Raw genomic sequence first — 25061 nt, forward strand, 5'->3', positions numbered from 1 at the left:
GCAGTTAAACTCCCACGCTGGAATGGACGGTTCGCTCATGACTCTCAACCCTGAAATAGCCGGATGCTATCTAGAAACCACGCTGTAACAACAGGCCGGCTCCGGCTCCTTGCATCATTGATCCTTTGGGCGCCGCTGGCGGTTTTTGCCCAACAGGTCGAGGTGAAGGTCGAGGGGGATTATCCGAAGCTCAAGGAGAACGCTGAGGCCTTTATCGGCGAAGTGGAGGGGCGCAGCGCCAGCAACCTGCGTCGTTACGCCTCAACGGCCGTCAGTCAGGCGGGCCAGGCTTTGCGTGCCCTGGGTTACTACAGCCCGCGGATAGACTGGCGGGTCGATCAGGGTGATGCCGAGGAGATCGCCCGTCTCATTCTGGAAATTGTACCCGGAGAGCCGGTCAAGGTTGTGTCGCGGACCGTGGAAATCCGGGGACCTGCCGCTTCCGATGCCGAATTCACGGCTGAGCTGCCCAAACGGCCGGCTGAGGGCGATGTCCTGAATCACGGAGAATATTCGAGCCTTCGGGACACGATTCAGACCCGGGCCCGCCAGCGCGGCTATTTTGACGGAACCTTTGCCGAGAAAAGCCTCAGGGTGAACCCCGAGACCAGGATCGCCGAGATCACCCTGATCTTCGAGAGTGGGGAACGCTATCGCCTTGGCGAAGTCTCTTTTGAAGAGGGTCACTGGTTTGAAACCGGTCTGCTTGAGGACTTTGTCACCTTTGAGCCCGGTACTCCCTATCATGCTGATGAAATCGCCAAGTTGAACCGGGATCTGGCCAGCAGTGGTTATTTCTCCGGGATCGACATAGATGCTGTGCCGTCCCGGGCAGTTGATGGTGTTATCCCCGTCAGTGTTGCCCTGACCCGGCGGGACTCTCGTTCGGTTTCGGCCGGCGTGGGCTTTTCCACCGATGTCGGTCCCCGGTTGCGAGGCAACTGGCGTGAACACTGGATCAATCCCATGGGGCACCGTCGTGGGGCAGAGACCGAGCTGTCCGGTCCTCGCCAGAATGTCAGTGCCTGGTACGAACTGCCGCTCGATCCCCCGATGACGGATCTGATTCGTCTGACCGCAGGCTACCAGCGCGAAGACATCGAGAATGTCGAGTCTGAGTTGCTGACGTTCGGCCAGCAGTGGCAGCACGAGCTGGATAGCGGCTGGCTTCAGGTACTTTCCCTGCGTTGGGAGGGGGAGCGCTACAATATCGGTGATGACGAAACCGGCACCAGTAGCCTGCTCCTGCCGGGGGCAGGCTATTCCAAGCTCTATGCGGATTCGGCCCTGGATCCGTCGAAGGGGTACCGGTTGCAGTTCGACGTCACCGGAGCGCACCGGGCGGTGTTGTCGACGGTGGATATCGTGCACGTTAATGCGCTCGCCAAAGGATTGTATACCCTGTTTGATAATCACCGTTTTCTGGGTCGGGTACAGATGGGTGCTGTCGCCACCAACAGCTTTGAAGATGTGCCGCCGTCTCTCCGTTTCTTCGCCGGTGGTGATCAGAGCGTCCGGGGCTACGGCTATGAAACCCTGTCTCCGGAAAACGACAACGGGGTCCCGGTTGGCGGACGGTTCCTGCTGGTGGGCAGTGGCGAGTATCAGTACCAGTTCGCCGACCGCTGGAGAGTGGCGATGTTCGTGGATCATGGTAATGCGATCAATGATCCGTTTGACCCACTCGCTACCGGCGCGGGCATCGGTCTTCGCTGGATCAGCCCGGTCGGGCCCTTGCGCCTGGATGTTGCCAAGGGCCTCGACCGTGAGTTTGGGGGCGGGTGGCGCATTCACTTTTCCATGGGGCCTGAATTGTGACCAATCAGACCGACCACGACCAGGAGCAGCAGGGGGCACAGGTTTCCAGGCGCCGACCCGCCTGGTTCTGGTTGTTGCTCGTGCTTGGCATCCTGATTCTGTTGCCGCTGGTTCTTGTCGTCGTGATCCTGCTGGCCCTGAGATCGGAGACGGGCACAGCCTGGGTTGTTGACCAGATTCCGGGCCTGGACGTGAGCGAAGGCCGGGGATCGCTGATGGGCAAATGGCAGGCTGCGACAGTCGACTGGCAGGGCTACGGTGTCGATGTATCGGTCGAGGCGGCGGTGATCGATTGGTCGCCATCGTGTTTGCTCAGTAAGCAGGTCTGTCTCGATGTCCTGAAAGCCAGGAAAATTGAGGTGAGTGTTCAGCCGGCTTCCAGTGAGGATGGAGGTGCGCGGGCAATCGATTTGCCGGATGTGGACTTGCCAGTAGGACTCCGTATCGGCGAGGTTGACCTCGGGGCGTTCAGCTTCAATGAGACCCGGATCTGGGATCGGGTCGAACTGTCAGCCGGTGGTTCGGGGGCGGATTGGCAAATTGAGCGGGCTACGTACCAACTGGACGACTATTCGGTGGCCATATCCGGCCGGGTGGAGACCCGACGGGACTGGCCGGTGGTTCTGAATGTCGAAGCCTCATTGCCCCCCCCGTCCGGCGAGCGCTGGTCCTTTGACGTGAATTTGTCCGGCAGTGTCCGGGATCTCCGGCTGTCGGGACACAGCCGGGGATATCTCGAGGCACGCCTGAATGGTCAGGTGTCGCCACTGGACCGGGCCTTGCCGGCAAGACTCCGGGTCACCTCGGAGCAATTCCTGGCGCTTGAAACCCTGCCGGAGACGCTGGAACTTCAGAACTGGTTTGTCGAGGCCGATGGAAGTCTCGAGTCGGGGTTCCGGACCCGTGCCCAGGCGACTTTGCCAGGTACCGAAGGGCCTATTGATCTGGCCCTGGATGGCCTGGTGGATACGGGGGCGGCAAATGACCTGGAACTGATCCTGTCTTCATCGGGCTCCGGTACGCCGGGAAAGGCCCGGGTTGCCGGCGAGGTTTCCTGGCAGGGAGGGCTGGAAGCGAACGCGCAGCTGTCCCTCGATCGCTTCCCCTGGTACTCGCTGCTCCCTGATATGGCCGAGCCTGGGGTTCAACTGAATCGACTCGACGGTTCGGTAACCTGGTCGGATAACCGTTATCACGCGAACCTGAAGGCGGATGTTGAGGGGCCCCAGGGAGAGGCGACGCTGTCCTCGGTGGTGGACGGCGATGCCAGCGAGACCAGACTGACAGACCTGAAGGTGGTGACCGGCGCTGGGTCCCTGTCCGGCAACGGGGCGGTGAATTTTTCCGGGCCCCTGTCCTGGCAAGCCGCCCTGCAACTCGACGGATTCAATCCGGGCTATTGGGTGCCGTCGCTTGAAGCCAGTCTCAGTGGCGCCATTGAAACCTCCGGCACACTGCGTGACGATCAGATTCCCGCCCTTCAGGCTCGTTGGGATCTGGGCGGGCAGTGGCAGTCCCAACCTGCGAAGGCACGAGGGTCCCTCGACACGTCAACCGGCAACTGGGAAGTATCCGGACTCGAGATGACGGTCGGGGAGAACCGCCTCGAAGGATCAGGAACCTGGGGTGAGGAGCTCGCGGGAGAGCTTCGCCTGCAGTTGCCAGCGCCAGGCCAATTGTTGGCGGATCTGACAGGGCAGGTGGACGCCGAATTGACGTTAGGCGGAACCCCGGAAAGACCCTCGGGAGAGCTCACTCTCGGTGCCAGGGAGCTGGGCTGGCAGGATAGTCTGGCGGTTGCCAGCCTCGATGTGGACGCGGTTATGGAGCCGGGGTTCAACCTGAAGAGTCGTATCGGGGCAAAAGACGTTGATGTGGCGGGCCAGCAGTTGGAGGCTCTGACTCTCAACGCGTCCGGGACCAGGGAGGACCACCGGCTCGAGGTTTCGGCCCGGCATGCCGAAGCCGACGTGCGTCTGTTGTTTGCCGGAGCTTTTGCCCCGTCGTCCTGGAGCGAATGGACGGGCTCTCTCGCACAAGGGCTAATTGAAGTGCCGGAGCAGAATCAGAGCTGGGAACTGGAGTCGCCAGCTTCACTGGCCTATCGGGCGGATGGTGAACTCACGTTTGGTGCCCACTGCTGGCGCTGGCGGCAGAGTACCGTCTGTGCCGAGGACCAGACTTTGCTGCCGACCCCAAGCCTTGCGTACCGAATTGACAGCTTCCCGACAACGGCGCTGGACCCGTTGATGCCGGAGACGCTTCGCTGGCGAGGGAACCTCAATGGCGAGATTGATGTAACCATGACGGACAACGGACCAAGCGGGCAGATACGGGTCGATGCCGGTAGCGGAAGCTTTCAGGTCCTGGTGGATGAGGACTGGGAGTCGCTCGCTTACGACCGTTTCGTCACACAGTTGAACCTGAAACCGGAGGTCGCCGAGCTCGATCTGCAGCTTGCAGGCCCGGATTTGGGTGAGTTTTCCGTCGATGTAGCCGTTGATCCGCGTTCGCCCGAACGCCAGTTGGAAGGGCAGTTCCGGCTGGATAATCTCGATATTGCCCTGGCCGGCATTTTTGCAGGCCTTCAGGAGGTTTCAGGTGAGATCAATGGGCAGGGAACGCTGTCCGGACCGCTCATGAAACCCGCCGTTAACGGCGAGCTGGCGCTGACGAACGGACGAGTGGTTGACCCGAAACTGCCAATTCCGCTGGAAGAAATTGTTGTCAGTCTGGGGCTCAACGGCTACTCCGCAAAGATTAGCGGCAGGATCAATAGCAATGCCCGTAGCCAAACCACTCTGAGTGGCAGGTTGAACTGGGAGAACGCCCCGGCGGGCCAGTTGAAAATCAGGGGTGAGCGCGTCCCGTTCAGTCTTGAGCCCTACGCCCGGGTGGAGCTGGCGCCGGACCTTGCCATTGCGTTCCGGGAGGGCGAACTGAGTGTTACCGGACAGCTTGCGGTGCCGCGGGGCGAAATCGAAATCAAGGGCCTCCCGGCGCAGGCGGTTTCTGTGTCCGAAGATGAGGTGATTGTCGGGGTTGAGCAGGAAAAACCCGCGATCCGCACCCTGAATATGGATGTAACCGTTATCGTTGGCGAGGATCAGGTGACCTTTGCAGCCTTCGGTGTTACCGGGGATCTGGAAGGTACACTTCGCATCGGTAATGACCTGGATACTCGCGGCACTCTGCAACTGGTGAATGGCCGATACGAAAAGTTTGGTCAAGAGCTGGAGTTGCGAACAGCAAGGATCTTATTCGTGGGCAACCTGACGCAGCCCTATCTGGATATCGAGGCCATTCGGACCGTGGATACTGTAGTGGCCGGTATTCGTTTGAGTGGGCCTGTGCAATCGCCGTCCACGGAAGTGTTTTCCAACCCTGACATGCCGCAGACCGATGCTCTGTCCTATTTGATTCTCGGAAGACCGCCCCAGGGCCGTGGTGATGAGGGGCAAATGAGCGGGGCTGCATTATCGCTGGGATTGACCCAGGCCAACAAGTTTACTGGAAAGCTGGGTGAGGAGTTCGGCATTCAGCAGTTCATGCTGGAGTCGGAGGGCAGCGGAGAGCAGACGTCCGTCGTGGCCAGTGGTTACCTGACGGACGAACTCAGTGTGCGTTACGGCGTTGGTATCTTCGAGCCCATCACGACGGTGGCGCTGCGTTATGATCTGGGGCGGTATTTCTATCTGGAAGCGGCCAGTGGACTGGCCGCGTCGCTGGACATCTTCTACACCCGGGATTTCTGACCTCAATCCAGTTCAAAGGTCGCATTAACGGTCGCGTGAACCTCCCGCACCCCAACGCTGGACACCGTATCCGCAGATCCCTTTGCCTCCGCCATCATCATCGGAACTGGCCGGAAGTCGCCATTGATGCTGATGGTCACGACATCACCACAGGATTGCTGGAGTTGCTGGGCCACAAACTCGCAGCGAGACTGGGCATTCGCAATAGCCTTGGACAGCGCCTCCTGCTCCAGTCCTGCTTCATCAGAGTGAAAGAACTGACTTGGGCCGAGGTTGTAGTTCAGTCCGATGGACTGGGCCTGTTCAAGCAGCGGATTCAGCAGGGAAAGGTCATCAATGTGAAACGTCACCGTTTGTGAAGCCACCGCCCGTTTCTGCGGCTCTTCCCCGCGTTCGCTTCCGGGCAGGGTTCGGTTGTAAAGGTTCACGGTAGCATCCGTGTAGTCCTGGAGCCGGTCCTGATACTGGCTGATTGCTTCGCGCCACTCGCTCATCATCGCCGCTACCTGCTCCGTTGCCTGCTGCGGCATTTCATGCTCGGCACTGGCGGTGAACTGCAGCCTGGCGCTGTCTGGCTGATAGCGTACACTCCCTTCGCCACTCAGGGTTACTTCGCCAGCGATCGACAACGTCGGAACCAGCAGCAGTGATAAGCCAAGGCCCGATACGCGCTTCCATCTGTTCATGGGTCATTCCTCCATTGAATCCGAGTTGGGGTAGGGCCTTCCGGAATCCGGCTCCAGGCGGCCCAGTTTGAAGTCCAGCGCTGCCTGGACGAGTTGCCCAAAAATACGTCGATGTCCTCCATGGTATAGCAGATATTCCGGATGCCACTGCACACCCATCAACCATTGGTCGTGGGTATTCTCGATCGCCTGAACAAACAGGTCATTATCGACGGCAACCACCTTGAGGTTCCGTCCCAGCCGTTTGATTGCCTGGCTATGGATCCGATTGGCACCAATCATGGACGACTGCATGATCTGTCCAAGCCGGCTCGTCTTCACCACTCTGACCGTTTGCATGGGTAACAACAGCGGGCGATGGCGGGTATGGACGCGAAATGGCGTCACATTCTGGCACAGGGATCCGCCATGGAACACATTGATGAACTGGGCCCCGCGGCAGATTCCGAGCACAGGAATTCCAATCCGTTCCGCTTCCTCAAGGAGTCGCTGGTCAGTGGCATCCCGCTTGCGGTCATAGTTCGCCGTGACCTGCGGTTCCTGGTTATAGCGCTCCGGATGGACGTGGGTTCCCCCGGACAGCACAAGGCCGTCGAGCAACGAGACGTCGGTCTGGGACCCGGGGCGAATATAATGGGTTCGGGCGCCATGCATCCTTATGCCCAGGCTGATGAGGCGGTGTGCTGTACCCTTTCTTGCCGGGCCGCTGATGCCTATGGTCAGTCCCGGGAGCTCTTCTTCGGTTCCCTGTCGTTCAGACATAACCCCTGCTTTGTAGCCAATCGGAGGTTGTATCGAGCCAGCTGTGGGTCAAGTTGCGCAGGCTGATCTTGTTGCCTTCCCGGAAAAGAGCCCGGAGCTCTGCCAATTGGCTCGCGTTGGATGCAATCTGTTCCAGAATGATCCAGTCGTTCCAGACACTGGAAAAGTGCCACGAGGGATTATCAATGTCACAGTCTGGCAACCGGTAATGCAGGGTGGGGCGACTCTTGATCCTGGGATCGTCCACATACCGTCCCAGGAGCGCGGAGTCGAGGTGGGCAAACAGAGGAAGCAGATCCAGCGCCCGGTTACGGGTCGGATTGTACTCCAGATAATCCCGCATGAGCTGTTCCTGATCGGGAGCATAGTCGTCCCTCATCAGTATCTCAGTATACCGGCTGCTCCACGGCTCAATGTACGTCGTGAATTTCCGACTGATGTCCAGCTGATGCCGGGATTTCAGCCATTCGTACAGGGCAGCGAAAGCCTGGAGATAGCGAACCAGGCTATCCGGGGTCAAGTCCGGGAGTTCCGGATTCAACTGGAGGCCGAAGGCATAGTAGATGGCTTCCCGACTTCCCAGCGCACCTTCCTTACGCAGCATCTCAGTCAGCGCCTCTATCCGGGGGACGTCGGAGAACGGTATGGGGGGGCTGATGATTTCAAGGGGGACAATGCGCTCGGCCGCCGCATCGATTACCTCCATAGCCTGGCCTCCCAGCTCCCGAATGGAGTCGGGCAGGCGATCATCGGCCAGATCGAGATCTTTGATCGGATCCGAATCGAGTTCAATGGTAAAAGTGCCGAGATCGGTTTCCAGCTTGGTTACATAGCGGGACCGGAGGTCGGGCTCCGCCTCCAGAAAGCGTGCCATGAGGTTAACGAGTGTCTCGTAACCCAGTCCGGAAAGTTCAATTTCGATACCAACGCGGCGTTCTTTGCCCTCATCGGTCTTGAGAATGTCCGGCATTTTGCAGCCAGGCGATTGGCTCATAGCTCTCCCTAAGCACGCGAATTTCATGTCCGATTACCATACCACACTCATTGTGGCTGGCATGGTTATGCCGTTGGCAGAAAAAACACCGAGGGGTTTACACTGGATAAAACACTGTATATAGTCAGTTTACTGTATATAAAAACAGGGCTGGTCAAGAGAGATTTCAAGGCCGGTCCCCGTGATGGAGTAGCTCAATGAAGCTGACAGCAAGGCAATCTCAGGTACTGGATATAATCCGGCGTTATCTGGATGAAACAGGTTATCCGCCCACCCGTGCGGAAATTGCCGCTGAGTTGGGTTTCCGCTCCGCCAATGCGGCGGAAGAGCATTTGCGTGCGCTGGCCCGTAAAGGGGCCATAGAAATGGTGCCCGGTGCCAGTCGGGGTATTCGCCTTCCGGAGGCGGAGGAAGACCTCGGATTGCCCGTTATTGGCCAGGTCGCTGCAGGTAGTCCGATCCTTGCGCAGGAACATATCGAAGATCATGTCACCCTCCAGCCCAACTTTTTCTCGCCGTCAGCAGACTACCTTCTGCGGGTGCGCGGAATGAGTATGAAAGATATCGGCATCCTGGATGGAGATCTGTTGGCTGTTCACCGTACCCAGGATGTCCATAACGGTCAGGTGGTCGTGGCGCGGGTTGGCGAGGAAGAAGTAACCGTCAAGCGTTTCCGAAAGGAAGGGTCAAAGGTTTATCTGATCGCGGAGAATGAGGAATTCGAGCCAATTGAGGTGGACCTTACGGAACAGCAGCTGTTCATCGAAGGTTTGGGAGTTGGTGTGATCCGTCGGTCTGATCTTCACTGATCGGTTGAGTTGCCACAGACAGCATAAGAGCAGGTGAATCATGGAACAGTTAAGCTTCAATCAGAATCTGGCTTATCAGCAAGGTGCGATGTCCTACGCGGTACCGCCATCTGCGGCTCCAGAGAGGCGTTCTGTGATTCGTGCTCGTCGCAGGTCTGAATCTGGCGATGCGGCGGTTAGCGGCAACGTGACGGAAATCATCTTGCCGGAAGGGCAGGTAGAGAACTTTCAGTTGCTGTTACCAATGCTGACACAATTGAATCAGGAAAAGCGCTGGCTTGCCTGGATCGACCCGCCTCAGGCTCTGGTCAGTAAGTGGCAGAAGATGCATGGCATAGTGACTGGCGAGCTGTTGGTTCTTCGGTCGACTGGCGATTATTCCGCACAGGAGCTGGCCGAGCGGGCCCTGAATGCAGGTACCTGCCACGCGGTCGTGATGTGGACGCGGAAGTTGGGCCATTCGGCGTTTGAGGCCCTTCAGCGAGCCTCTGCCAATGGTAATAGCCATGGTGTCGTGTTGCGCCAGCGCTGAGCATCGGCCACGTCACCCTTCCTCGTGACACGGCTCAAGCCATCGGTAACCTTGCGGCCAGTGCTCACTGATCAGTGGAGGGTATAGGACGGCTGGGAGTCGGCGGCGTCCAGCTCGTCGTCTTCCCAATCGATGTCGTGCGCGACATTTCCAACCGCCTCAATGCCAGCCGCTATCATGGCTTTGGCTACGTTCATGTCCCGGTCTTCCATCATTTCCCGGGCTTCTTCAGAGAACGAAATTTTCACGAGTGGTGCGCTATCGTCGTCGATACGACGAAGTGCATAGTCGCCGTTGCTCAGTTGTACGATTTCAAAAAACGATGGTGACATTCGGTAAACCTTTCTATTAGAGAAGACCTGGAGTGGTTCGGCGCTCACTTACCACTCGCTGTGTTGCTCTTCCAGGTCATCGGCAAAATTTTTCATTGCGCCCAACGTTCGGCGCAGCGCTTGAGCTGAACGGTCAGGTCCAGTGTCGGCAGAAACCGCAATAATATTTTCCTCACTCACCGATTTCCGGTTGACCGGGGGCCGGCTCTGGGACATTTCCAACTGGTCCAGATGGTTCCACCAGCTGTCTGGCCTTTGCTCCAGATCCCGCAAGCGAGCAATGTCGCTAGGGCCCTCTCCGATCAGCGACGCGAGCTCATCCAGCGTTGAAGGCTCCCCATTCCGTTTCTGGTAGAAGCGGGCAATCATTGCCAGCAGCAGCCGCCGTGACCTGAGTAAAAGCTCAATGGCTCCCTGAATGGCTGCCTCGCGCCCCAAAGCCAGTTCTGCCTCATTGGCAGGCTGATCTCTTGGGGGCATTGAACCGTTGTCCAGCTGACTCAGAAGCGTTCGTGCAAGGAACAGTTTCTGTGAAACCAGTGAATGCCATTGCGAGGCCATGGGATACCTGCGATCACGGAGCGGTTGTTTCAACCCGGAAAGTTAATTGACCATCGTAACATTTTCGGCCACAAATTTCTTCCCCGGTTTGGTGTCCTTTCCGCTTCACAAGAAAATACAAACATTCACTTGAAACGCCCGTTTGAATTTGGCAAAAAGGCGCCCGGTTGTGCGTTCGGTGCAAAGCACAGCCGTCTGCTGGAGTGCCCGTGAACGGCAGCAATCCAGCCAAACTGCATTTTTTTGGAGGTGTAAGGGATGCGGACTCATGTTGTCGCAGGATTTGCAGCGGTTTTGTTCGGAATTTCCGGGCACGCCCTGTCCAAGGTAACTTCGACCGAAGCTGAGCGGCTCGACAAGGAGCTGACGCCGGTGGGGGCAGAACGGGGAGGCAACACCTCCGGAAGCATTCCCGAATGGATCGGCGGGCTGAAGACGCCTCCAAAATCCTGGCGCAAAGGTCAGATCGAGACGAACCCGTTCCCGGATGACGAGGCACTGTTCGTAATCACGAGCCAGAACTACCACCTATATCGGGACAAACTGTCTGATGGACATGTCCGGATGCTGGAGCAGCATGGGCCGGAGTTTTTTATGCCGGTTTACCAGACCCGGCGCACAGCGGCGTTCCCGGAGCACGTTTACGCCAAGTCCCGGGAAAACGCGACACGGGCTGAGCTCCTGGATAACGGGAACGGCGTCCGTAACACAATCATGACCAGCCCGTTTCCGATTCCCAAGAATGGGCTCGAGGTGATCTGGAATCACATTCTGCGTTATCGGGGCACCGAAGTGGCGTTCCGGAGCGCCTCGGCAACTCCCCAGACCAACGGCTCCTATAATCCGGTGGTTAACGATTACGAGTATTTCTTTGCCTACAGTAAGAAGGGCGCGGAACTGTCGGAGATCGACAACAAGATCTTTTACCTGAAGACCGATACCATCTCTCCGTCGGCGCTCGCAGGCACCATCACGCTGGTGCACGAGACGCTCGATCAGATCCGCTCCCCGCGGCTCGCGTGGCGATACGATGCGGGTTCCCGCCGGCTTCGTCGGTCGCCCAATCTTGCCTATGAGACGGACCTACCCAACTCGTCTTCCCTGCGTTCGGTTGATCAGAAGGATATGTATAACGGGGCGCCTAACCAGTATGACTGGACCCTCAAAGGTAAGCGGGAACTGTATGTGCCCTATAACGCGTACCTGCTGCATGACGAGGAGGTCAGACCTGACAATGTCATTCGGCCGAATCATATCAATCAGACGCTGACCCGCTACGAGTTGCACAGGGTCTGGGTGGTCGAAGCAAAGCGTCGCACGGGCATTGGTCACATCTACGATCGGCGGGTGTTTTATGTCGATGAGGACAGTTGGCAGATTCTGGCGTCCGAAGAGTACGACGAGGCCGGTAACCTGTGGCGGGTGTCCGAAGCCCATAACATCAGCTATTACAGTGAGCCGGTATTCTGGACTACCATGGAGATGACCTACGATCTCAAGGCCAATCGTTATTATATCGATGGGCTTAGCGACGGTTTCCCGGCATATGACTTCAAACCGGCATTCCGGGGTAGTGATTTCACTGCGTCGGCCGCGAGACGCGCCGCACGCCGCTGATCGAGTGTCGGGGGCGGTTCAGAGGCCGCCCCTGACCGGGCCGGGCGGACCTCACAGACACCTGACAGGAGCACGAAGCATGGCCGATCCCCAGTCACATCTGGACGACGTTGATCAATTGATGGTGGAAATGGGGCGTGCCATGATCAACCAGGACTGGGATGAACTTGCTCGGCTCAATGGTCAGGTCAGGCCAATGATTGAGCCCCTGATGGCTGCCCTGGAATCGGGTGCGCTGGACGCTGAGCCGGTTCGCACCCGGCTTCAAGAGCTTCAGCAGCTGGTTGATACGGCCAACCAGAGTGCGACGAGAGCCCGGCAGGAGGCGCAGGAAGCGCTCAAAGGTGTTAACGAAAATAGACAGGCCGCAAAAGCCTACCAAAGCGTTTCCTCAAATCGTTCCAAATAGCGTCATAAAATTGACTCTGACGTCCTTACAGTCTTAAATACGTCACAAATCCATCAAGAGATTTTGTGAATGTCCAAAAATAACAAGGTGCTGGTGCTGAGCGATGACGAATCAAGACGCCGGGACATGGTCACGATTCTTGAATTCATCGGCGAGGAGGAGGTCGTTGCCGGTGATGAAGCCCTCGCGCTCCTGAAGTCCGGCGATGTCGACCGCCTTGCCGAGGTTTCGGTCGTCGTCGTCAATGGTGAGGACCAGGGCGTGGCTGGTACTGTCACGACGGCTTGCTCGACCGTTCACGGTGTTCCGTTGCTGGTGGTGGGAGATCCTTCACTCAAGGGAGTCTCGGAAGAGCATGCGGCCCGTGTGATCGCGCGGATGGAATGGCCCCTGAACTACACCAAGTTTGTCGACTCCCTTTACCGGGCGCAGGTCTTTCGGGACCAGTACGGTCGATCCCGTGAGCGGGGACAGCAGCGTGGTCTCCAATTGTTCCGCAGTCTGGTAGGGACCTCCCGCAAGGTGCTCCATGTGCGTCAGCTGATGGAACAGGTTGCGGATAAGGACGTCAGTGTCCTGATCACTGGGGAGTCCGGGACGGGTAAGGAGGTCGTTGCCCGCAATCTGCATTACCACTCTGCCCGGCGTGACAAGCCCTTTGTTCCGGTCAATTGCGGGGCGATTCCGGGCGAGCTGCTTGAGAGTGAACTCTTCGGTCACGAGAAGGGGGCCTTTACGGGAGCAATCACCGCGCGCGTTGGCCGGTTTGAAATGGCCGAGGGTGGTACCCTGTTTCTGGACGAGATCGGCGATATGCCCCTTAGCATGCAGGTGAAGATCCTTCGCGTTCTGCAGGAGCGAACCTTTGAGCGTGTCGGCAGTAACCGCACGCAGTCCGCTGATGTCCGGATCATTGCTGCTACTCACAAGAACCTTGAGGACATGATCGAAACCGGCGATTTCCGGGAAGACCTCTACTACCGGCTGAACGTGTTCCCCATCGAAATGCCGGCCTTGCGGGATCGGGTGGAAGACATTCCCCTGCTGATCAACGAATTGATCTCCCGAATGGAGAAAGAGAAGCGGGGCTCCCTGAGAATGAATTCGGCGGCGATCATGAGCTTGTGTCGTCACAACTGGCCAGGCAATGTTCGGGAGCTGGCAAACCTGGTAGAGCGACTTGCGATCATGCACCCCTATGGTGTGATTGGGGTTCAGGAACTGCCGAAAAAGTTTCGTTACGTTGATGATTACGATGAGAATCGCCCGGTCGAAGACGGGGGTATGCCATCCGGCGTGCCTGGCCTGATTGGGCTGGACGCACCGGCGCTGTTGCCGGTTAACGGCATTGATCTCAAGGACTACCTCTCCAATCTTGAGAAGCAGCTGATTCAGCAGGCGCTCGATGAAGCCGGCGGCGTGGTTGCGCGGGCTGCCGAGAAGCTTCGGATACGGCGAACTACCCTGGTTGAGAAGGTCCGTAAGTATGGTCTCAGGGAGGAGGAGCCTGAAGAGTCCTGATTCCAACCCCGGATCATCCCGTAAATAACGGCGTCAAAGGTTTGTAACCTGCGACGCCGTTCTCATTTCTGGCCGACGTAAAACCGTCATTGGCTTTCTGTCTGATTTTCCTTCCCTCTGATATTTAAAGAAAAAATTGAGTTGGCACGGTGCTGGCTAAGAACCCTGTAAACGAATAATCCGAATGGGGCGGCCTGTTGGTTGGGCCGGTCAGGGGGGAAGTGATGAGTCAGGCACATTCTGTTGTTCCATCCGACGCACGAGAAGCCCAGGCTAATGCGGCGGCGGACGCTAATGACAAGGTTACGGCGCTGTTTCCACAACAGGACGACGAGGCTGTCGATTCCGCGTTGGAGTTGTTCAACCGGATGTCACGGCAGATTACTGACTCCTATCGGACCCTCGAATCCCGGGTCAACCAGTTGTCCGGCGAGCTGACCCAGGAAACCATGCAGCGGCAACAGGAGCTGGAAGCGAAGGAGGAACTGGCTGACCAACTGTCGACCCTGCTCAAGGCGCTTCCGGCAGGGGTTGTGGTCCTCGATAGCCAAGGCGTCGTCACCCAGACCAACCCGGCCGCCATCGCCTTGCTGGGGGAGCCTCTGGACGGCGAACGCTGGATTGATGTCATTCAGCGTTGCTTTGCGCCCCGCCGTGACGACGGTCATGAAGTCTCACTCAAGGATGGACGTCGGGTCAGCATTGAAATTCGGACCATGGAAAACCAGCCAGGACAGCTCATTCTGCTGACGGACCTGACGGAAACCCGTCAGTTGCAATCCCAGCTTGCCCACGCCCAGCGTCTTTCGGCCATGGGCAAGATGGTGGCTTCCCTGGCACACCAGATCCGTACGCCACTCTCGGCCGCAATTCTGTACGGCGGCCATTTGAGCCAGGACGACCTGGATGAGGAAATGCGCCAGCGGTGCGCATCCCGTTTGATGTCACGCCTGACCCACCTGGAGCAGCAGGTTCGCGACATGTTGATTTTCGCCCGGGGCGAAACCCGGCTCGCGGAAGAGCTGTCTGCGGCGACACTGGTCTCGGCTCTCGAATCGGCCCTCGAAGGCCTGAAGCTGGCACCCGGAACCGACGTCTCGGTCATCGACGACGTGCCAGCCGCGTGTCGGTTGATGTGCAATCGGGATGCGTTGGTAGGCGCCTGCACCAATCTTGTTAATAACAGCCTTGAGGCCGGCGCCACCGCGGTTGCGGTCCAGGTGATTGCGGAACGCAGCGATTTGGTGGTCCGTGTGGTCGATAACGGTCCGGGCTTCGAACGTTCCGAGGCCAATCGGCTGTTGGAAGCCTTCTACACCACGAAGTCCCACGGTACCGGCCTCGGTCTGGCGGTGGTCCAGGCCGTGGTGAAGGCTCATCAGGGGCAGTTTCGCCTTGAATCGCCGGAGCAGGGTGGCGCTGTCGCTACCCTCCGTTTACCGCAACTGAACAATAACCACTGATCGGAGGCAAGCATGGCCAAGGCCCAGATTCTGATTGTTGAAGATGACCATGACCTGCGCGAGGCATTGGTGACAACGCTGGAACTTGCCCGCTTCCGGGTTCGGGAAGCTTCCAATGCCCGCGAGGCATTGGCTCGCCTGGCTGAGGCGCCGGTCGATATGGTGGTCAGCGACGTCAATATGCCGGGCCTGTCCGGCCACGAGTTACTCTCCGAGGTTCAGCGTCTGTACCCGGGGCTGCCCATGATGCTGATTACGGCCTATGGCCAGATTGATCATGCGGTATCGGCCATGCAGGCAGGCGCCATCGATTATCTGGTCAAGCCGTTCGAGCCTCAGGTTCTGGTTGAGGCCGTCAGTAAAGTGGTTGGCGGTTCCCGTCAGAAATCCGCAGACGCCCCCGTGGCGGAGGATCCGATCAGCAAGCGCATGTTCCAGTTGGCCACCAAGGTGGCCGGTAGCGATTCTACGGTAATGATCTCCGGAGAGAGCGGAACCGGTAAGGAAGTGCTCGCCCGTTACATCCATCAGCAGTCCCCCCGGGCGGATCAGCCGTTCGTCGCCATCAATTGCGCGGCGATTCCGGAGAATATGTTGGAGGCAATCCTTTTCGGCCATGAAAAGGGCGCGTTTACCGGAGCGGTAGCGTCGTCCCCGGGCAAATTCGAGCAGGCTAATGGCGGAACCATCCTGTTGGATGAAATCTCTGAGATGGATCTGGGTCTGCAGTCGAAATTACTGCGGGTGCTGCAAGAGCGGGAGGTGGACCGTGTCGGTGGTCGAAAGACCATTGATCTGGATGTGCGCGTGGTGGCTACCACGAACCGTGACCTGGGAGATTACGTTCGCGAAGGCAAGTTCCGGGAAGACCTGTACTACCGGTTAACGGTATTCCCCATGCACTGGCAGCCTCTCCGAGAGAGACCACTGGATATCATGCCGTTGGCCTCGTCGCTTCTGAAAAAGCATTGCCGAAAGATGAAACTGGCCGGGATTACCTTTGCCGCCGATGCGAAAAACGCGTTGATGGGCCATCGCTGGCCGGGCAACGTGCGCGAACTCGACAATGCGATCCAGAGGGCGCTGGTCTTGCACCAGGGCAACGTCATTCACGCCGGCGACCTGTGCCTGGAACTTGGCATAACGGGCAGACCGGATACCTCGCCTGCGCAGATGCAGTCGCCGTCTTTTGCTGGGCCAGCCGCGAGCGCGTTTGAGCCGGGCTCCGGTGAATGGGCGGGTGATGAGCAGTCGCAGCCGGATTCGGATGAATCTTTTGCGGCCGGATCCCTGGGGGATGATCTGAGGCAACAGGAGTTCCGTATTATTATCCAGACGCTCAAGCAGGAGCGCGGGCGTCGAAATCGCGCAGCCGAGCAGCTTGGCATCAGTCCACGGACCCTCCGTTACAAACTGGCTCAGATGCGCGACGCCGGTATCGATCTCGATTCCGAATTGGCCATGGCCTGACCTCGGGCAAAGACTCCTTCATTGGGCACTCATTCGAGTGCCTTTTTTTATGCCCCTCCGGATCCTTGTCCGTTCCTGTCAAAAGACCGTCACGGCTTGGGTTTAGGCATCCTGAAAGTCAATTAAGTCATTGAAAAATAACAATAAAAGTTACTTGGCCTAGTCATTGCTAAACGATCTGTAATGAGAATTCCATGAGTAAGTCTGCCGCCCCCAGCGCGGCGGAATCGGGAGAGAGTTATGGTCCAGCGTGCCGACATCAACAGTGTTCTGTCCGACATCCGCTCACTACGTTCACAGATGATGCAGAATCAGCAGATTCAGCAGGATCAGTCGGTGCGGGGTCGAATTGACGGTCCTCGTCAGGTTCAGGAAACCCGCGAAACGCAGGAAGTTCCAAGCTTCAGCGACATGCTGGGCAAAGCGGTGAACAACGTGAACGAACTTCAGCAGAATACCAGCGAACTGCGCACCGCGTACGAGATGGGTGACCCCAACGTGGACATCACCAGGGTAATGATCGCGGCCCAGAAGTCCTCTGTCTCCTTTGAAGCGCTGACCCAGGTACGTAACCGGGTGGTTCGTGCCTACGAAGACATCATGAACATGCCGATCTGATAACGGAGCAGAGAAATGGCCAGCGTTCCTGCAGAAACCTCTTCATCGAATGTTCCCGCGGCCCAGGCATCGGATGTGTCTGAGGGCGGCAACGATATGTTTTTGGGGTTCAACCGTCTGAATCTGCTGCGGCAGATCGGTCTGATGGTTGGACTGGCTGCCAGCGTGGCGCTGGGTGTCGCCGTCGTCCTGTGGGCACAGGAGCCCAATTATCAGCCTGTTGTCGGGAATTTGTCGTCGTACAATCCGCAGGACGTCACCGCGATTCTCGAAAGCAATGGTATCGACTACAAGATGGATCCGCGGAGTGGTGCGCTCCTGGTGCCGTCTGACCAGGTCTACAACGCCCGCCTGAAGCTCGCTGCCGAAGGTGTCACCGACGAGAAGACCATGGGCTTTGAACTGCTCGACCAGGATCGCGGTCTGGGCACCTCGCAGTTCATGGAAACCATCAGTTATCGCCGTGGCCTCGAGGGTGAACTTGCCCGTACCATTGGCGCCATGCGTGGGGTGCGCAGCGCCCGTGTCCACCTGGCCATCCCCGAGCGCTCGGTGTTTGTTCGCGATGCCCGCGAGCCATCTGCGTCCGTGTTCCTCGAGGTCTTTGCTGGCCGTCGTCCGGAGCAGGAGCAGATCAGTGCGGTGGTGAACCTGGTGGCCGGCAGCATTCCCATGATGAAAAAAGAAAGCGTCACCGTGGTGGATCAGAACGGCAGCCTGCTTACCGGTATGGAAGGTCAGGGCGAGACCGATCGAATGCAGGACCAGTATGAGTACACCTCGAAGGTTGAGGAACGGCTGACCCGGCGGGTGACGTCGCTCATAGCGCCCATCGTCGGGGAGGGGCGTTACCGTGCTGAGGTGTCAGCAGATCTGGATTTTTCATCGGTGGAACAGGCAGAGGAGCTGTTCAATCCGGAGCAGCAGGCGGTGCGCAGTGAGCGGGAAATGAGCGAACAGCGGGTGCCCGGTGGCGGCGCCCTTGGCATCCCGGGTGCCCTGTCCAATCAGCCGCCGGCGGATGCGACGGTTCCCGAGCAGGCTAACGACGATACCGGTGAAGAGCAGCGGGCCAGTCAGCCGGTAGATGTGCGCCGTGAGTCCACCCGTAATTACGAGATGGATCGAACGGTCAGCTACGTGCGCCAGGAGTTGGGCCGCATCAAGCGGGTGACCGTCGCACTGGCCGTGGACGACATGAAAGTGGTGAACCCGCAGACCGGTGAAGTGAGCTACCAGCCGTGGCCCGAACAGGAACTGCAGCGTCTGAGTATGCTGGTGCGTGATGCGGTGGGGTATTCGGCCGCTCGCGGCGACAGTGTTACGGTGATGAACACGGCGTTCGCGCCGGAAGAGGCGATTGAGTTCGAAGCGCCGGGCTTCTGGGAGCAGCCCTGGTTCTGGGACCTGATGAAGCAGGTGTTGGCGGGGCTGGTCATTCTGGTTCTGGTGCTCGGCCTGTTGCGTCCTGCCCTGAAGAGTCTGTCCGGTGGTGGCCAGCGCGAGAGGGGCGGGGCTCAGGGTGATCATGGGTACGGTGAGCTGGACGGCATCGACGGGGGAGCAGAGCTGCGCGAGGCAATGTCGGCCCAGGATGATCTGCTTTTGCCGGGTGCGACGGGCAGCTATGATAGGCAACTCAACGCTTTGAAAGGCCTGATTGCAGAGGACCCGGCCCGGGTGGCCCAGGTCATGCGCCAGTGGGTGAACGTCGATGACTGATCAAGACAACCAGCAGGGCGTGGCCGCGCCCCAGAAACCGCAGCGCAAGATCCCGAGGGTAGAACAGGCCGCGATTCTGTTGATGTCCCTGGGTGAGGCGGATGCAGCCGAGGTTCTGAAGCACATGGGTCCCAAGGAGGTCCAGCGCGTCGGTGTGGCGATGGCCCAGATGAAAGACGTCAGCAAAGACGACGTCACCTTCGTGCTGAATCAGTTTGTAGATGCGGTTGGCGGACAGACCGGCCTTGGTGTCGGCAACGACGATTACATTCGAGCCATGCTTACCCAGGCCCTCGGCGACGACAAGGCCGCGAGCCTGATTGACCGTATCCTGATCGGCGGCAATACCACGGGCCTCGACACGCTCAAGTGGATGGAGCCCCGTGCCGTCGGTGACATTATCCGTTACGAGCACCCGCAGATTCAGGCCATTGTAATCTCGTATCTCGACCCGGATCAGGCTGCCGAGATTCTGGCGACACTGGACGACAAGGTCCGGCTGGACGTGATGATGCGCGTGGCCTCCCTGGAGAGCATTCAGCCCCAGGCGCTGCAGGAGCTGAACGATATCCTCGAGAAGCAGTTCTCTGGTGGTTCCGCCGCCCAGACCAGCCGGATCGGCGGTATCAAGCGGGCCGCGGACATCATGAACTTCATGGACCGCAGCATCGAAGGCAATCTGATGGATTCCATCAAGGAGATGGATCCGGACCTGGCGTCGACCATTGAAGACCTGATGTTTGTCTTTGACAACCTGAAGGACATTGACGATCGCGGCATCCAGGCACTGCTTCGCGAAGTCTCGTCCGAAGTTCTGGTCGTGGCGCTCAAGGGTGCCGATGACGCAGTTCAGGAGAAGATCTTCAAGAACATGTCCAAGCGTGCGGCCGAGCTGTTGCAGGATGACCTCGAAGCGAAGGGCCCGGTCAAGGTCAGCGAAGTCGAAGCGGCCCAGAAGGATATTATTACGGTGGCCCGACGCATGGCCGAAGCGGGTGAAATCTCACTCGGTGGTGCTGGCGAAGAAATGATGTGATGAAAGACTCCTCCAAGGACCTCAACCGGATTCCCAAGGAACAACTCACAGCCTATGAGCGCTGGGAGTTGCCGCTGCTGGACGGCCATGGCAATGAAGTGGCCCGGGAAGAAGAGCGCAACGTCAAACCGCTGACGGCCGCCGATATCAGTGAAATTCGCAAGGCGGCTAGGGAAGACGGCTATAACGAGGGCCGGGAGGAAGGCTATCAGGCCGGCCTGGCCGAAGGCCGCGAGCAGGGCCATGACGAAGGGATGAAATCCGGCCTGGCCGAAGGTCGTGAGCAGGGCGAAAAGCAGGCTTACGAGGACACCCGGAAGGAAGTGGACGCCAGGCTCGACCGCCTGGAACACCTGATGGGTGAATTGCTGTTGCCGATCCGTCGTCACGAGGACGAGATCGAAAGTGCGCTGGTGAACCTCACCACGGTTCTGGCCCGAGCGGTCGTGTTCCGGGAGCTGACCATCGATTCCTCGCAAATTCAAAGCGTGGTCCGCAGGGCCCTGGATGCCCTGCCTTCGACCGCGGAAAACCTCCGGATCCAAATCCATCCCGACGACAGTGAACTTGTACGGGAGGTGATGGTGCGTCTGGAAACCCAGGCATCGGTTGTTGAAGACGACGGCATCCTGCCCGGGGGCTGCCGGGTGGAGACGCGTCACAGCCTGGTGGATTTTACCGTCGAGAAACGTTTCCAGCGCGCAGTACAGACTATGCTCGACCAGCAGGCTGGCGAAGGCGAGAGCGGGGAAGTCGAGGAACTGGATGCGCTGATGGGCGACCTGACCGATTTCCAGCGTGATGTGCTGAGCTCGACCGACGCCGGGGAAGAGGGTGACGCCGGGCGTCCGGGCGAGCGTGATGATGATACAGGTGAGGGCGATGACCTCTCGTCTGGCTGATCGTCTAAATCGTTTCCAGGATTTCGTCGGGGGTGATCCCGAACCCGAATTGTCCGGGCGTCTGACCCGCATGGTCGGATTGACACTGGAGTGCGTTGGCTGCCCCATGGTGGTTGGTGACCGCTGTGTTATCCAGGGTCAGGGAACCGGCACTGTGGAAGCCGAAGTGGTCGGTTTTGAGGATGACAGGGTTTACCTGATGCCGCTCACGGCCATCGAAGGCCTCAAGCCCGGGGCCCGGGTGGTGCCGGTTTCGGCAGCCAGCCGCGTGCCGGTGGGGCCACAGATGCTCGGTCGCGTGGTGGACGGCAGCGGTGAGCCGCTTGACGGCAAGGGCCCCTTGCAGGCCGAAGCCCGGGTGGCTTTGTCCGGAGATATTATCAACCCCCTGAATCGGGCTCCGGTCAGGGACTCCATGGATGTGGGGATTCGCGCGATCAACGCGCTTCTGACGGTGGGGCAGGGCCAGCGACTGGGCCTGTTCGCCGGCAGCGGTGTAGGCAAGAGTATGCTGATGGGCATGATGACCCGCTTTACCGACGCCGATATCACCGTGGTGGGCCTTATTGGCGAGCGTGGACGGGAGGTTAAGGAATTCATCGAGGATATTCTGGGGGAAGAGGGCCTGTCCCGGTCGGTGGTGGTTGCCTCCCCGGCTGACGATTCCCCCCTGATGCGCCTGCGTGCGGCGATGCTGACCACCCGTATTGCGGAGTATTACCGGGATCAGGGCAAGCGGGTGCTGCTGCTGATGGATTCGCTGACCCGCTACGCCCAGGCCCAGCGGGAAATTGCGCTGGCGGTGGGGGAACCGCCAGCCACCAAGGGCTATCCGCCTTCTGTTTTTGCGAAATTACCGCAACTGGTTGAACGTACTGGCAATGGCCGGCCCGGTGGCGGTTCCATCACCGCTTTCTATACGGTCCTGACGGAAGGCGATGATCAGCAGGATCCCATTGCCGATGCGGCGAGGGCCATTCTGGATGGCCACATCGTGCTGTCTCGGCGTCTGGCCGAGGAAGGTCATTACCCCGCCATTGATGTTGAAGCCTCGATCAGCCGGGTCATGCCCCAGGTGACCGACGTCGAACACTTCTCGCGGGCCCAGCGTTTCAAGCAGGTCTACTCTCGCTACCAGCAGGCCCGGGATCTGATCAGCGTGGGCGCTTATGTCAAAGGGTCTGACCCGGAAACCGATTTTGCCATCGCTCATATTGGCAGGATGGGCCAGTTCCTGCAGCAGGGACTGAACGAGAGTGCCCCGTTGCAGGAAAGCATTGAGCAGTTGCTGGCGGTCGTGCCGGAGCGTCGCTCCCCCGAACGCGTGAAGTCTGCCGCCCCCAACAGCCAGTCAGGCGCGGGTAGGGGGAATGCCTGATGCTGCGTTCCCGACGTCTGGAAGTGGTGCTGTCCCTGGAGGAGCGCAAGGAGCAGCAGGCCCTGGAACGGATGGGAGAGGCCCGCAGTGTCGTGGAGCAGCAACGGGAACAGGTCGACAACCTGAACCGGTATCAGCAGGAATACCGCGACCAGATTCGACACAGCCAGCAGGGCGTGGTGCCCGTCAGCCGCTTGCAGGCCTGGCAGGCATTCATCGCCCAACTGGATCAGGTGATCCTTCAGCAGCAGAGGCAACTGGACCAGGCTGAGCAGGTGTTTGAGGCGCGAAGGCTGGACTGGCAACAGGCCTGGGAACGCCGCCGGGGGATGGAAAAATATATCGAAACCTGTCGTCGCCAGGAACAGCGGGATCAGGACCTGCGTGAGCAGAAGTTGTCGGATGAGGCAGCCAGCCGCGCCTTCGCCCGTCGCCAGCGATAAATTTGCGTTGCATCAACTCGCCGCAGGTGCATTTTAGACGCGTTGGGCTATTCTTACCCGAAGATGATCCACGTAAAAAACCGGCGGCCAATGCTGCCAGTGACACCTTCGGAGGTTTCGGAATGCCGATTCAGACACGTCGCGGAGAGGATGGCCAGACTCTGATCATCAGTATTGAGGGACGTTTTGATTTCAGTACCCACCAGGCCTTCCGCGATGCCTACGAGCATGGCGACGAAAAAGTCCGTAACTACGTCGTAGATCTGTCTGAAACAACCTATCTGGATAGTTCGGCACTGGGGATGTTGCTGTTGCTCAGGGATTATGCTGGCGGCGATGGTGCCCGGATTGCCATAGAAAACTGCAACAACGACGTTCGCCGCATCCTTTCCATTTCCAATTTCGAGCAGCTGTTCGCCATCAGGTGATTCACTCAAACCGTTCGGGGCCTCATAGTGGACGAGTCTGTTGCCGAATCAAGGCCGCTCAAGATTCTTATCGCCGATGACAGCGACACCGATCGCCTTATTCTCAAAACACTCGTCAAGCGGCTTGGCCACAGTGTTTTCGACGTCAGCAACGGTGCGGAGGCGGTAAGGCTGTTCCGGGAATCCGATCCGGACATCGTACTGCTCGATGCGCTCATGCCCGTAATGGATGGCATGGAGGCCGCACGCCAGATCAAGCAACTGGCAGGGGAGCGGATGGTGCCCCTGATTTTTCTGACCTCGCTCTCCGAGGCGGGCGCGCTGGCGCGCTGTCTGGAGGCGGGTGGCGATGATTTTTTGAGTAAGCCCTACAACCGAACCATCATCGAAGCAAAAATTAACGCCTTCAATCGGATGCGGCTCATGCACCAAACCCTGTCGGATCAGCGGGATCTGATCAGGGAGCGCAATCAACAACTGCTGGAAGAACAGAAGGTCGCCAAACGGGTTTTTGACAACGTAGCCCATACCGGCTGCCTCGACGCCTTCAACATCCGCTATCACGCCTCGCCACTGACCATCTTCAACGGTGACGTTCTGTTCGCGGCGCCGCGCCCGGCGGGGGGCATGCTGATCTTCATCGGCGATTTCACAGGCCATGGGTTACCGGCGGCCATTGGCGCCATGCCGATGGCCGAGATTTTCTACGGCATGGCGTGCAAGGGCTTCAAGAGCGCCGATGTGCTCCGGGAGATCAACCAGAAGCTCAAGCAGATTCTCCCTACTGGCATGTTCTGTTGCGCCGGCATGATTGAGGCGGATTTCAAGCTCGACCAGCTCCGGTTCTGGAATGGTGGCCTGCCGGACGGCTGGCTGATCCGGGAAACGGGGGAGCCTCAGGTCTTGCCGTCCCGGCATCTACCTCTGGGAATACTGGCCCCGGATCAGTTTGATGCGGAAATGGAAACACTGGCCACCAGGCCTGGTGACCGGCTGCTGATGATGACCGACGGATTTCTGGAGTCGCGCAACGCGCAGGGGGAACTCTTCGGGGAAGCCGGAATCTGCCGGGTATTGGAGGCGCAGGGAGCTGACCAACACCCCTTTGACGCACTCATGGGCGCTGTACATCGGTTCAGGGGCGGCGACGGAGAGGGCGATGATCTCACCCTATGCTGCCTTGAAATGGTGGACGAGGCCGGCATTTCAGCGATTCCGGACCGCAATCCGCCGTCGGCCCGACCGGGCCCCACCGAGTGGCATTGCACCTATGAAATCCGAGAACGAACGCTGGGGGATTTCAGTCCCTTGCCGCTGTTGCTCCACATCTGTATGGAAGTGCCGGGGCTTCGGCGCAAGAGCGGCGAAATCTACACCTTGCTCGCGGAACTGTACAATAATGCCCTGGAGCACGGCGTACTGGCCTTGCCATCAGAGTGGAAACACTCCCCCGAGGGGTTCGGACGCTACTATGAGGAGCGTCGGCGCAGACTGACGCGGACTGAGGGGCATTACATCCGCTTCGGTCTTCATCATTCCATGAAACCCTCGGGAGGCCGACTGCGTGTCATCTGTGAGGACAGCGGCCCGGGTTTTGCCTTCAGGGACCACCCGATGCTGCGCGAAGACGCGAGTTCGGGTTCAGCTGCCAGGTATGCCGGGCGCGGGCTGTTGCTATTGAAACGCTTGTCAGAATCCGTCACCTTCCACCAACGGGGTAATCATGTCGAAATCGTTTACGACTGGGATTTTTCCGGAGCCTCGTCGGATCAGACGTCAACAAACCGGTGATAGCCGGTTCAAAG

Annotated in this window: 22 protein-coding genes; 17 read left to right on the forward strand and 5 right to left on the reverse strand. The window is 58.8% G+C overall.

Features of this window, described 5'->3' with window-relative positions; all coding sequences use genetic code 11:
• Window positions 1–63: 63 nt before the first annotated feature.
• Both QQF73_RS06890 and QQF73_RS06895 read left to right on the forward strand, forming a co-directional pair.
• Entirely contained in the window at window positions 64–1818 is a 1755-nt protein-coding gene (locus QQF73_RS06890; RefSeq protein WP_219866219.1) for an autotransporter assembly complex protein TamA, read from the forward strand.
• Window positions 1815–5573: a translocation/assembly module TamB domain-containing protein gene (locus tag QQF73_RS06895; RefSeq protein WP_285367729.1), complete on the forward strand. Its 3759-nt coding sequence runs from the start codon at window positions 1815–1817 to the stop codon at window positions 5571–5573. The genes QQF73_RS06890 and QQF73_RS06895 overlap by 4 nt, the downstream gene beginning before the upstream one ends.
• A 2-nt stretch (window positions 5574–5575) precedes the next feature.
• On the opposite strand, the gene QQF73_RS06900 is transcribed toward QQF73_RS06895, so the two are convergent.
• Genes QQF73_RS06900 through QQF73_RS06910 form a run of 3 tightly spaced genes read right to left on the reverse strand, consistent with a single transcriptional unit; the run spans window position 5576 to window position 8015 of the window.
• A complete protein-coding gene (locus QQF73_RS06900) occupies window positions 5576–6259 on the reverse strand; it encodes an SIMPL domain-containing protein (protein WP_219866218.1) in 684 nt (227 codons plus the stop codon).
• 3 nt (window positions 6260–6262) lie between these two features.
• Complete coding sequence (locus tag QQF73_RS06905) at window positions 6263–7021, reverse strand: gamma-glutamyl-gamma-aminobutyrate hydrolase family protein (protein WP_219866217.1); 759 nt, start codon at window positions 7019–7021, stop codon at window positions 6263–6265.
• Window positions 7014–8015, reverse strand: coding sequence for an amidoligase family protein (locus tag QQF73_RS06910; protein WP_285367732.1), 1002 nt, complete (start codon window positions 8013–8015; stop codon window positions 7014–7016). The genes QQF73_RS06905 and QQF73_RS06910 overlap by 8 nt, the downstream gene beginning before the upstream one ends.
• Before the next feature lie 197 nt (window positions 8016–8212).
• Between QQF73_RS06910 and lexA the strand changes: the two genes are divergently transcribed.
• The gene (lexA, locus tag QQF73_RS06915) at window positions 8213–8824 is read left to right on the forward strand and encodes a transcriptional repressor LexA (RefSeq protein WP_219866215.1); all 612 of its coding nucleotides are present in this window, start codon (window positions 8213–8215) and stop codon (window positions 8822–8824) included.
• Window positions 8825–8864: 40 nt separating this feature from the next.
• Window positions 8865–9356 carry a cell division inhibitor SulA gene (locus tag QQF73_RS06920; RefSeq protein ID WP_219866214.1) on the forward strand — a complete coding sequence of 164 codons (492 nt, stop codon included), beginning with the start codon at window positions 8865–8867 and terminating at the stop codon, window positions 9354–9356.
• A gap of 71 nt (window positions 9357–9427) precedes the next feature.
• Here QQF73_RS06920 and QQF73_RS06925 read toward each other — a convergent pair whose 3' ends face one another.
• Together QQF73_RS06925 and QQF73_RS06930 are read right to left on the reverse strand one after the other, a co-directional pair.
• Window positions 9428–9688, reverse strand: coding sequence for a hypothetical protein (locus QQF73_RS06925; protein ID WP_219866213.1), 261 nt, complete (start codon window positions 9686–9688; stop codon window positions 9428–9430).
• A gap of 48 nt (window positions 9689–9736) precedes the next feature.
• Window positions 9737–10249, reverse strand: a complete 513-nt coding sequence (locus QQF73_RS06930) for a DUF6586 family protein (RefSeq protein ID WP_219866212.1) — start codon at window positions 10247–10249, stop codon at window positions 9737–9739.
• A gap of 258 nt (window positions 10250–10507) precedes the next feature.
• On the opposite strand from QQF73_RS06930, the gene QQF73_RS06935 reads away from it, so the two are divergent.
• From QQF73_RS06935 to QQF73_RS06995, 13 genes are all read left to right on the forward strand, one after another.
• A complete protein-coding gene (locus tag QQF73_RS06935; protein WP_219866211.1) occupies window positions 10508–11866 on the forward strand; it encodes a DUF1329 domain-containing protein in 1359 nt (452 codons plus the stop codon).
• 79 nt (window positions 11867–11945) lie between these two features.
• Window positions 11946–12275: an SOS cell division inhibitor gene (locus QQF73_RS06940; protein WP_219866210.1), complete on the forward strand. Its 330-nt coding sequence runs from the start codon at window positions 11946–11948 to the stop codon at window positions 12273–12275.
• Window positions 12276–12344: 69 nt separating this feature from the next.
• The gene (locus tag QQF73_RS06945) at window positions 12345–13796 is read left to right on the forward strand and encodes a sigma-54 dependent transcriptional regulator (protein WP_219866209.1); all 1452 of its coding nucleotides are present in this window, start codon (window positions 12345–12347) and stop codon (window positions 13794–13796) included.
• A 224-nt stretch (window positions 13797–14020) separates the two neighbouring features.
• Window positions 14021–15259 (forward strand): sensor histidine kinase, encoded by a 1239-nt coding sequence (locus tag QQF73_RS06950; RefSeq protein WP_219866208.1) that lies wholly within the window; start codon window positions 14021–14023, stop codon window positions 15257–15259.
• Window positions 15260–15271: 12 nt separating this feature from the next.
• Window positions 15272–16729 carry a sigma-54-dependent transcriptional regulator gene (locus QQF73_RS06955; RefSeq protein ID WP_219866207.1) on the forward strand — a complete coding sequence of 486 codons (1458 nt, stop codon included), beginning with the start codon at window positions 15272–15274 and terminating at the stop codon, window positions 16727–16729.
• A 240-nt stretch (window positions 16730–16969) separates the two neighbouring features.
• Window positions 16970–17347 (forward strand): flagellar hook-basal body complex protein FliE, encoded by a 378-nt coding sequence (gene fliE, locus QQF73_RS06960; RefSeq protein ID WP_219866206.1) that lies wholly within the window; start codon window positions 16970–16972, stop codon window positions 17345–17347.
• A 15-nt stretch (window positions 17348–17362) separates the two neighbouring features.
• On the forward strand, window positions 17363–19069 hold the full coding sequence (gene fliF / locus QQF73_RS06965) for a flagellar basal-body MS-ring/collar protein FliF (protein WP_219866205.1): 1707 nt from the start codon (window positions 17363–17365) through the stop codon (window positions 19067–19069).
• Entirely contained in the window at window positions 19062–20105 is a 1044-nt protein-coding gene (gene fliG, locus QQF73_RS06970; RefSeq protein WP_219866204.1) for a flagellar motor switch protein FliG, read from the forward strand. Before fliF ends, fliG begins: the two co-directional genes overlap by 8 nt.
• A complete protein-coding gene (locus QQF73_RS06975; protein WP_219866203.1) occupies window positions 20105–21007 on the forward strand; it encodes a flagellar assembly protein FliH in 903 nt (300 codons plus the stop codon). Before fliG ends, QQF73_RS06975 begins: the two co-directional genes overlap by 1 nt.
• On the forward strand, window positions 20988–22385 hold the full coding sequence (gene fliI / locus QQF73_RS06980) for a flagellar protein export ATPase FliI (RefSeq protein ID WP_219866202.1): 1398 nt from the start codon (window positions 20988–20990) through the stop codon (window positions 22383–22385). The genes QQF73_RS06975 and fliI overlap by 20 nt, the downstream gene beginning before the upstream one ends.
• A complete protein-coding gene (gene fliJ / locus QQF73_RS06985; RefSeq protein WP_285367738.1) occupies window positions 22385–22828 on the forward strand; it encodes a flagellar export protein FliJ in 444 nt (147 codons plus the stop codon). Before fliI ends, fliJ begins: the two co-directional genes overlap by 1 nt.
• A 122-nt stretch (window positions 22829–22950) precedes the next feature.
• On the forward strand, window positions 22951–23256 hold the full coding sequence (locus QQF73_RS06990; RefSeq protein WP_219866200.1) for an STAS domain-containing protein: 306 nt from the start codon (window positions 22951–22953) through the stop codon (window positions 23254–23256).
• 27 nt (window positions 23257–23283) lie between these two features.
• Window positions 23284–25047 (forward strand): PP2C family protein-serine/threonine phosphatase, encoded by a 1764-nt coding sequence (locus QQF73_RS06995; protein WP_219866199.1) that lies wholly within the window; start codon window positions 23284–23286, stop codon window positions 25045–25047.
• Window positions 25048–25061: the final 14 nt, after the last annotated feature.

The organism is Marinobacter albus (assembly GCF_030238305.1).
GTDB classification, from domain to species: domain Bacteria; phylum Pseudomonadota; class Gammaproteobacteria; order Pseudomonadales; family Oleiphilaceae; genus Marinobacter; species Marinobacter albus.

Coding starts and splice junctions, on each gene's coding strand:
- fliG (WP_219866204.1), top strand. CDS start 19,062: ATGACTGATCAAGACAACCAGCAGGGCGTGGCCGCGCCCCAGAAACCG.
- QQF73_RS06900 (WP_219866218.1), bottom strand. CDS start 6,259: ATGAACAGATGGAAGCGCGTATCGGGCCTTGGCTTATCACTGCTGCTG.
- QQF73_RS06950 (WP_219866208.1), top strand. CDS start 14,021: ATGAGTCAGGCACATTCTGTTGTTCCATCCGACGCACGAGAAGCCCAG.
- lexA (WP_219866215.1), top strand. CDS start 8,213: ATGAAGCTGACAGCAAGGCAATCTCAGGTACTGGATATAATCCGGCGT.
- fliF (WP_219866205.1), top strand. CDS start 17,363: ATGGCCAGCGTTCCTGCAGAAACCTCTTCATCGAATGTTCCCGCGGCC.
- QQF73_RS06955 (WP_219866207.1), top strand. CDS start 15,272: ATGGCCAAGGCCCAGATTCTGATTGTTGAAGATGACCATGACCTGCGC.
- QQF73_RS06905 (WP_219866217.1), bottom strand. CDS start 7,021: ATGTCTGAACGACAGGGAACCGAAGAAGAGCTCCCGGGACTGACCATA.
- QQF73_RS06920 (WP_219866214.1), top strand. CDS start 8,865: ATGGAACAGTTAAGCTTCAATCAGAATCTGGCTTATCAGCAAGGTGCG.
- QQF73_RS06945 (WP_219866209.1), top strand. CDS start 12,345: ATGTCCAAAAATAACAAGGTGCTGGTGCTGAGCGATGACGAATCAAGA.
- fliJ (WP_285367738.1), top strand. CDS start 22,385: ATGCTGCGTTCCCGACGTCTGGAAGTGGTGCTGTCCCTGGAGGAGCGC.
- QQF73_RS06975 (WP_219866203.1), top strand. CDS start 20,105: ATGAAAGACTCCTCCAAGGACCTCAACCGGATTCCCAAGGAACAACTC.
- QQF73_RS06925 (WP_219866213.1), bottom strand. CDS start 9,688: ATGTCACCATCGTTTTTTGAAATCGTACAACTGAGCAACGGCGACTAT.
- QQF73_RS06910 (WP_285367732.1), bottom strand. CDS start 8,015: ATGAGCCAATCGCCTGGCTGCAAAATGCCGGACATTCTCAAGACCGAT.
- QQF73_RS06990 (WP_219866200.1), top strand. CDS start 22,951: ATGCCGATTCAGACACGTCGCGGAGAGGATGGCCAGACTCTGATCATC.
- QQF73_RS06940 (WP_219866210.1), top strand. CDS start 11,946: ATGGCCGATCCCCAGTCACATCTGGACGACGTTGATCAATTGATGGTG.
- fliI (WP_219866202.1), top strand. CDS start 20,988: ATGACCTCTCGTCTGGCTGATCGTCTAAATCGTTTCCAGGATTTCGTC.
- QQF73_RS06890 (WP_219866219.1), top strand. CDS start 64: ATGCTATCTAGAAACCACGCTGTAACAACAGGCCGGCTCCGGCTCCTT.
- QQF73_RS06930 (WP_219866212.1), bottom strand. CDS start 10,249: ATGGCCTCGCAATGGCATTCACTGGTTTCACAGAAACTGTTCCTTGCA.
- fliE (WP_219866206.1), top strand. CDS start 16,970: ATGGTCCAGCGTGCCGACATCAACAGTGTTCTGTCCGACATCCGCTCA.
- QQF73_RS06935 (WP_219866211.1), top strand. CDS start 10,508: ATGCGGACTCATGTTGTCGCAGGATTTGCAGCGGTTTTGTTCGGAATT.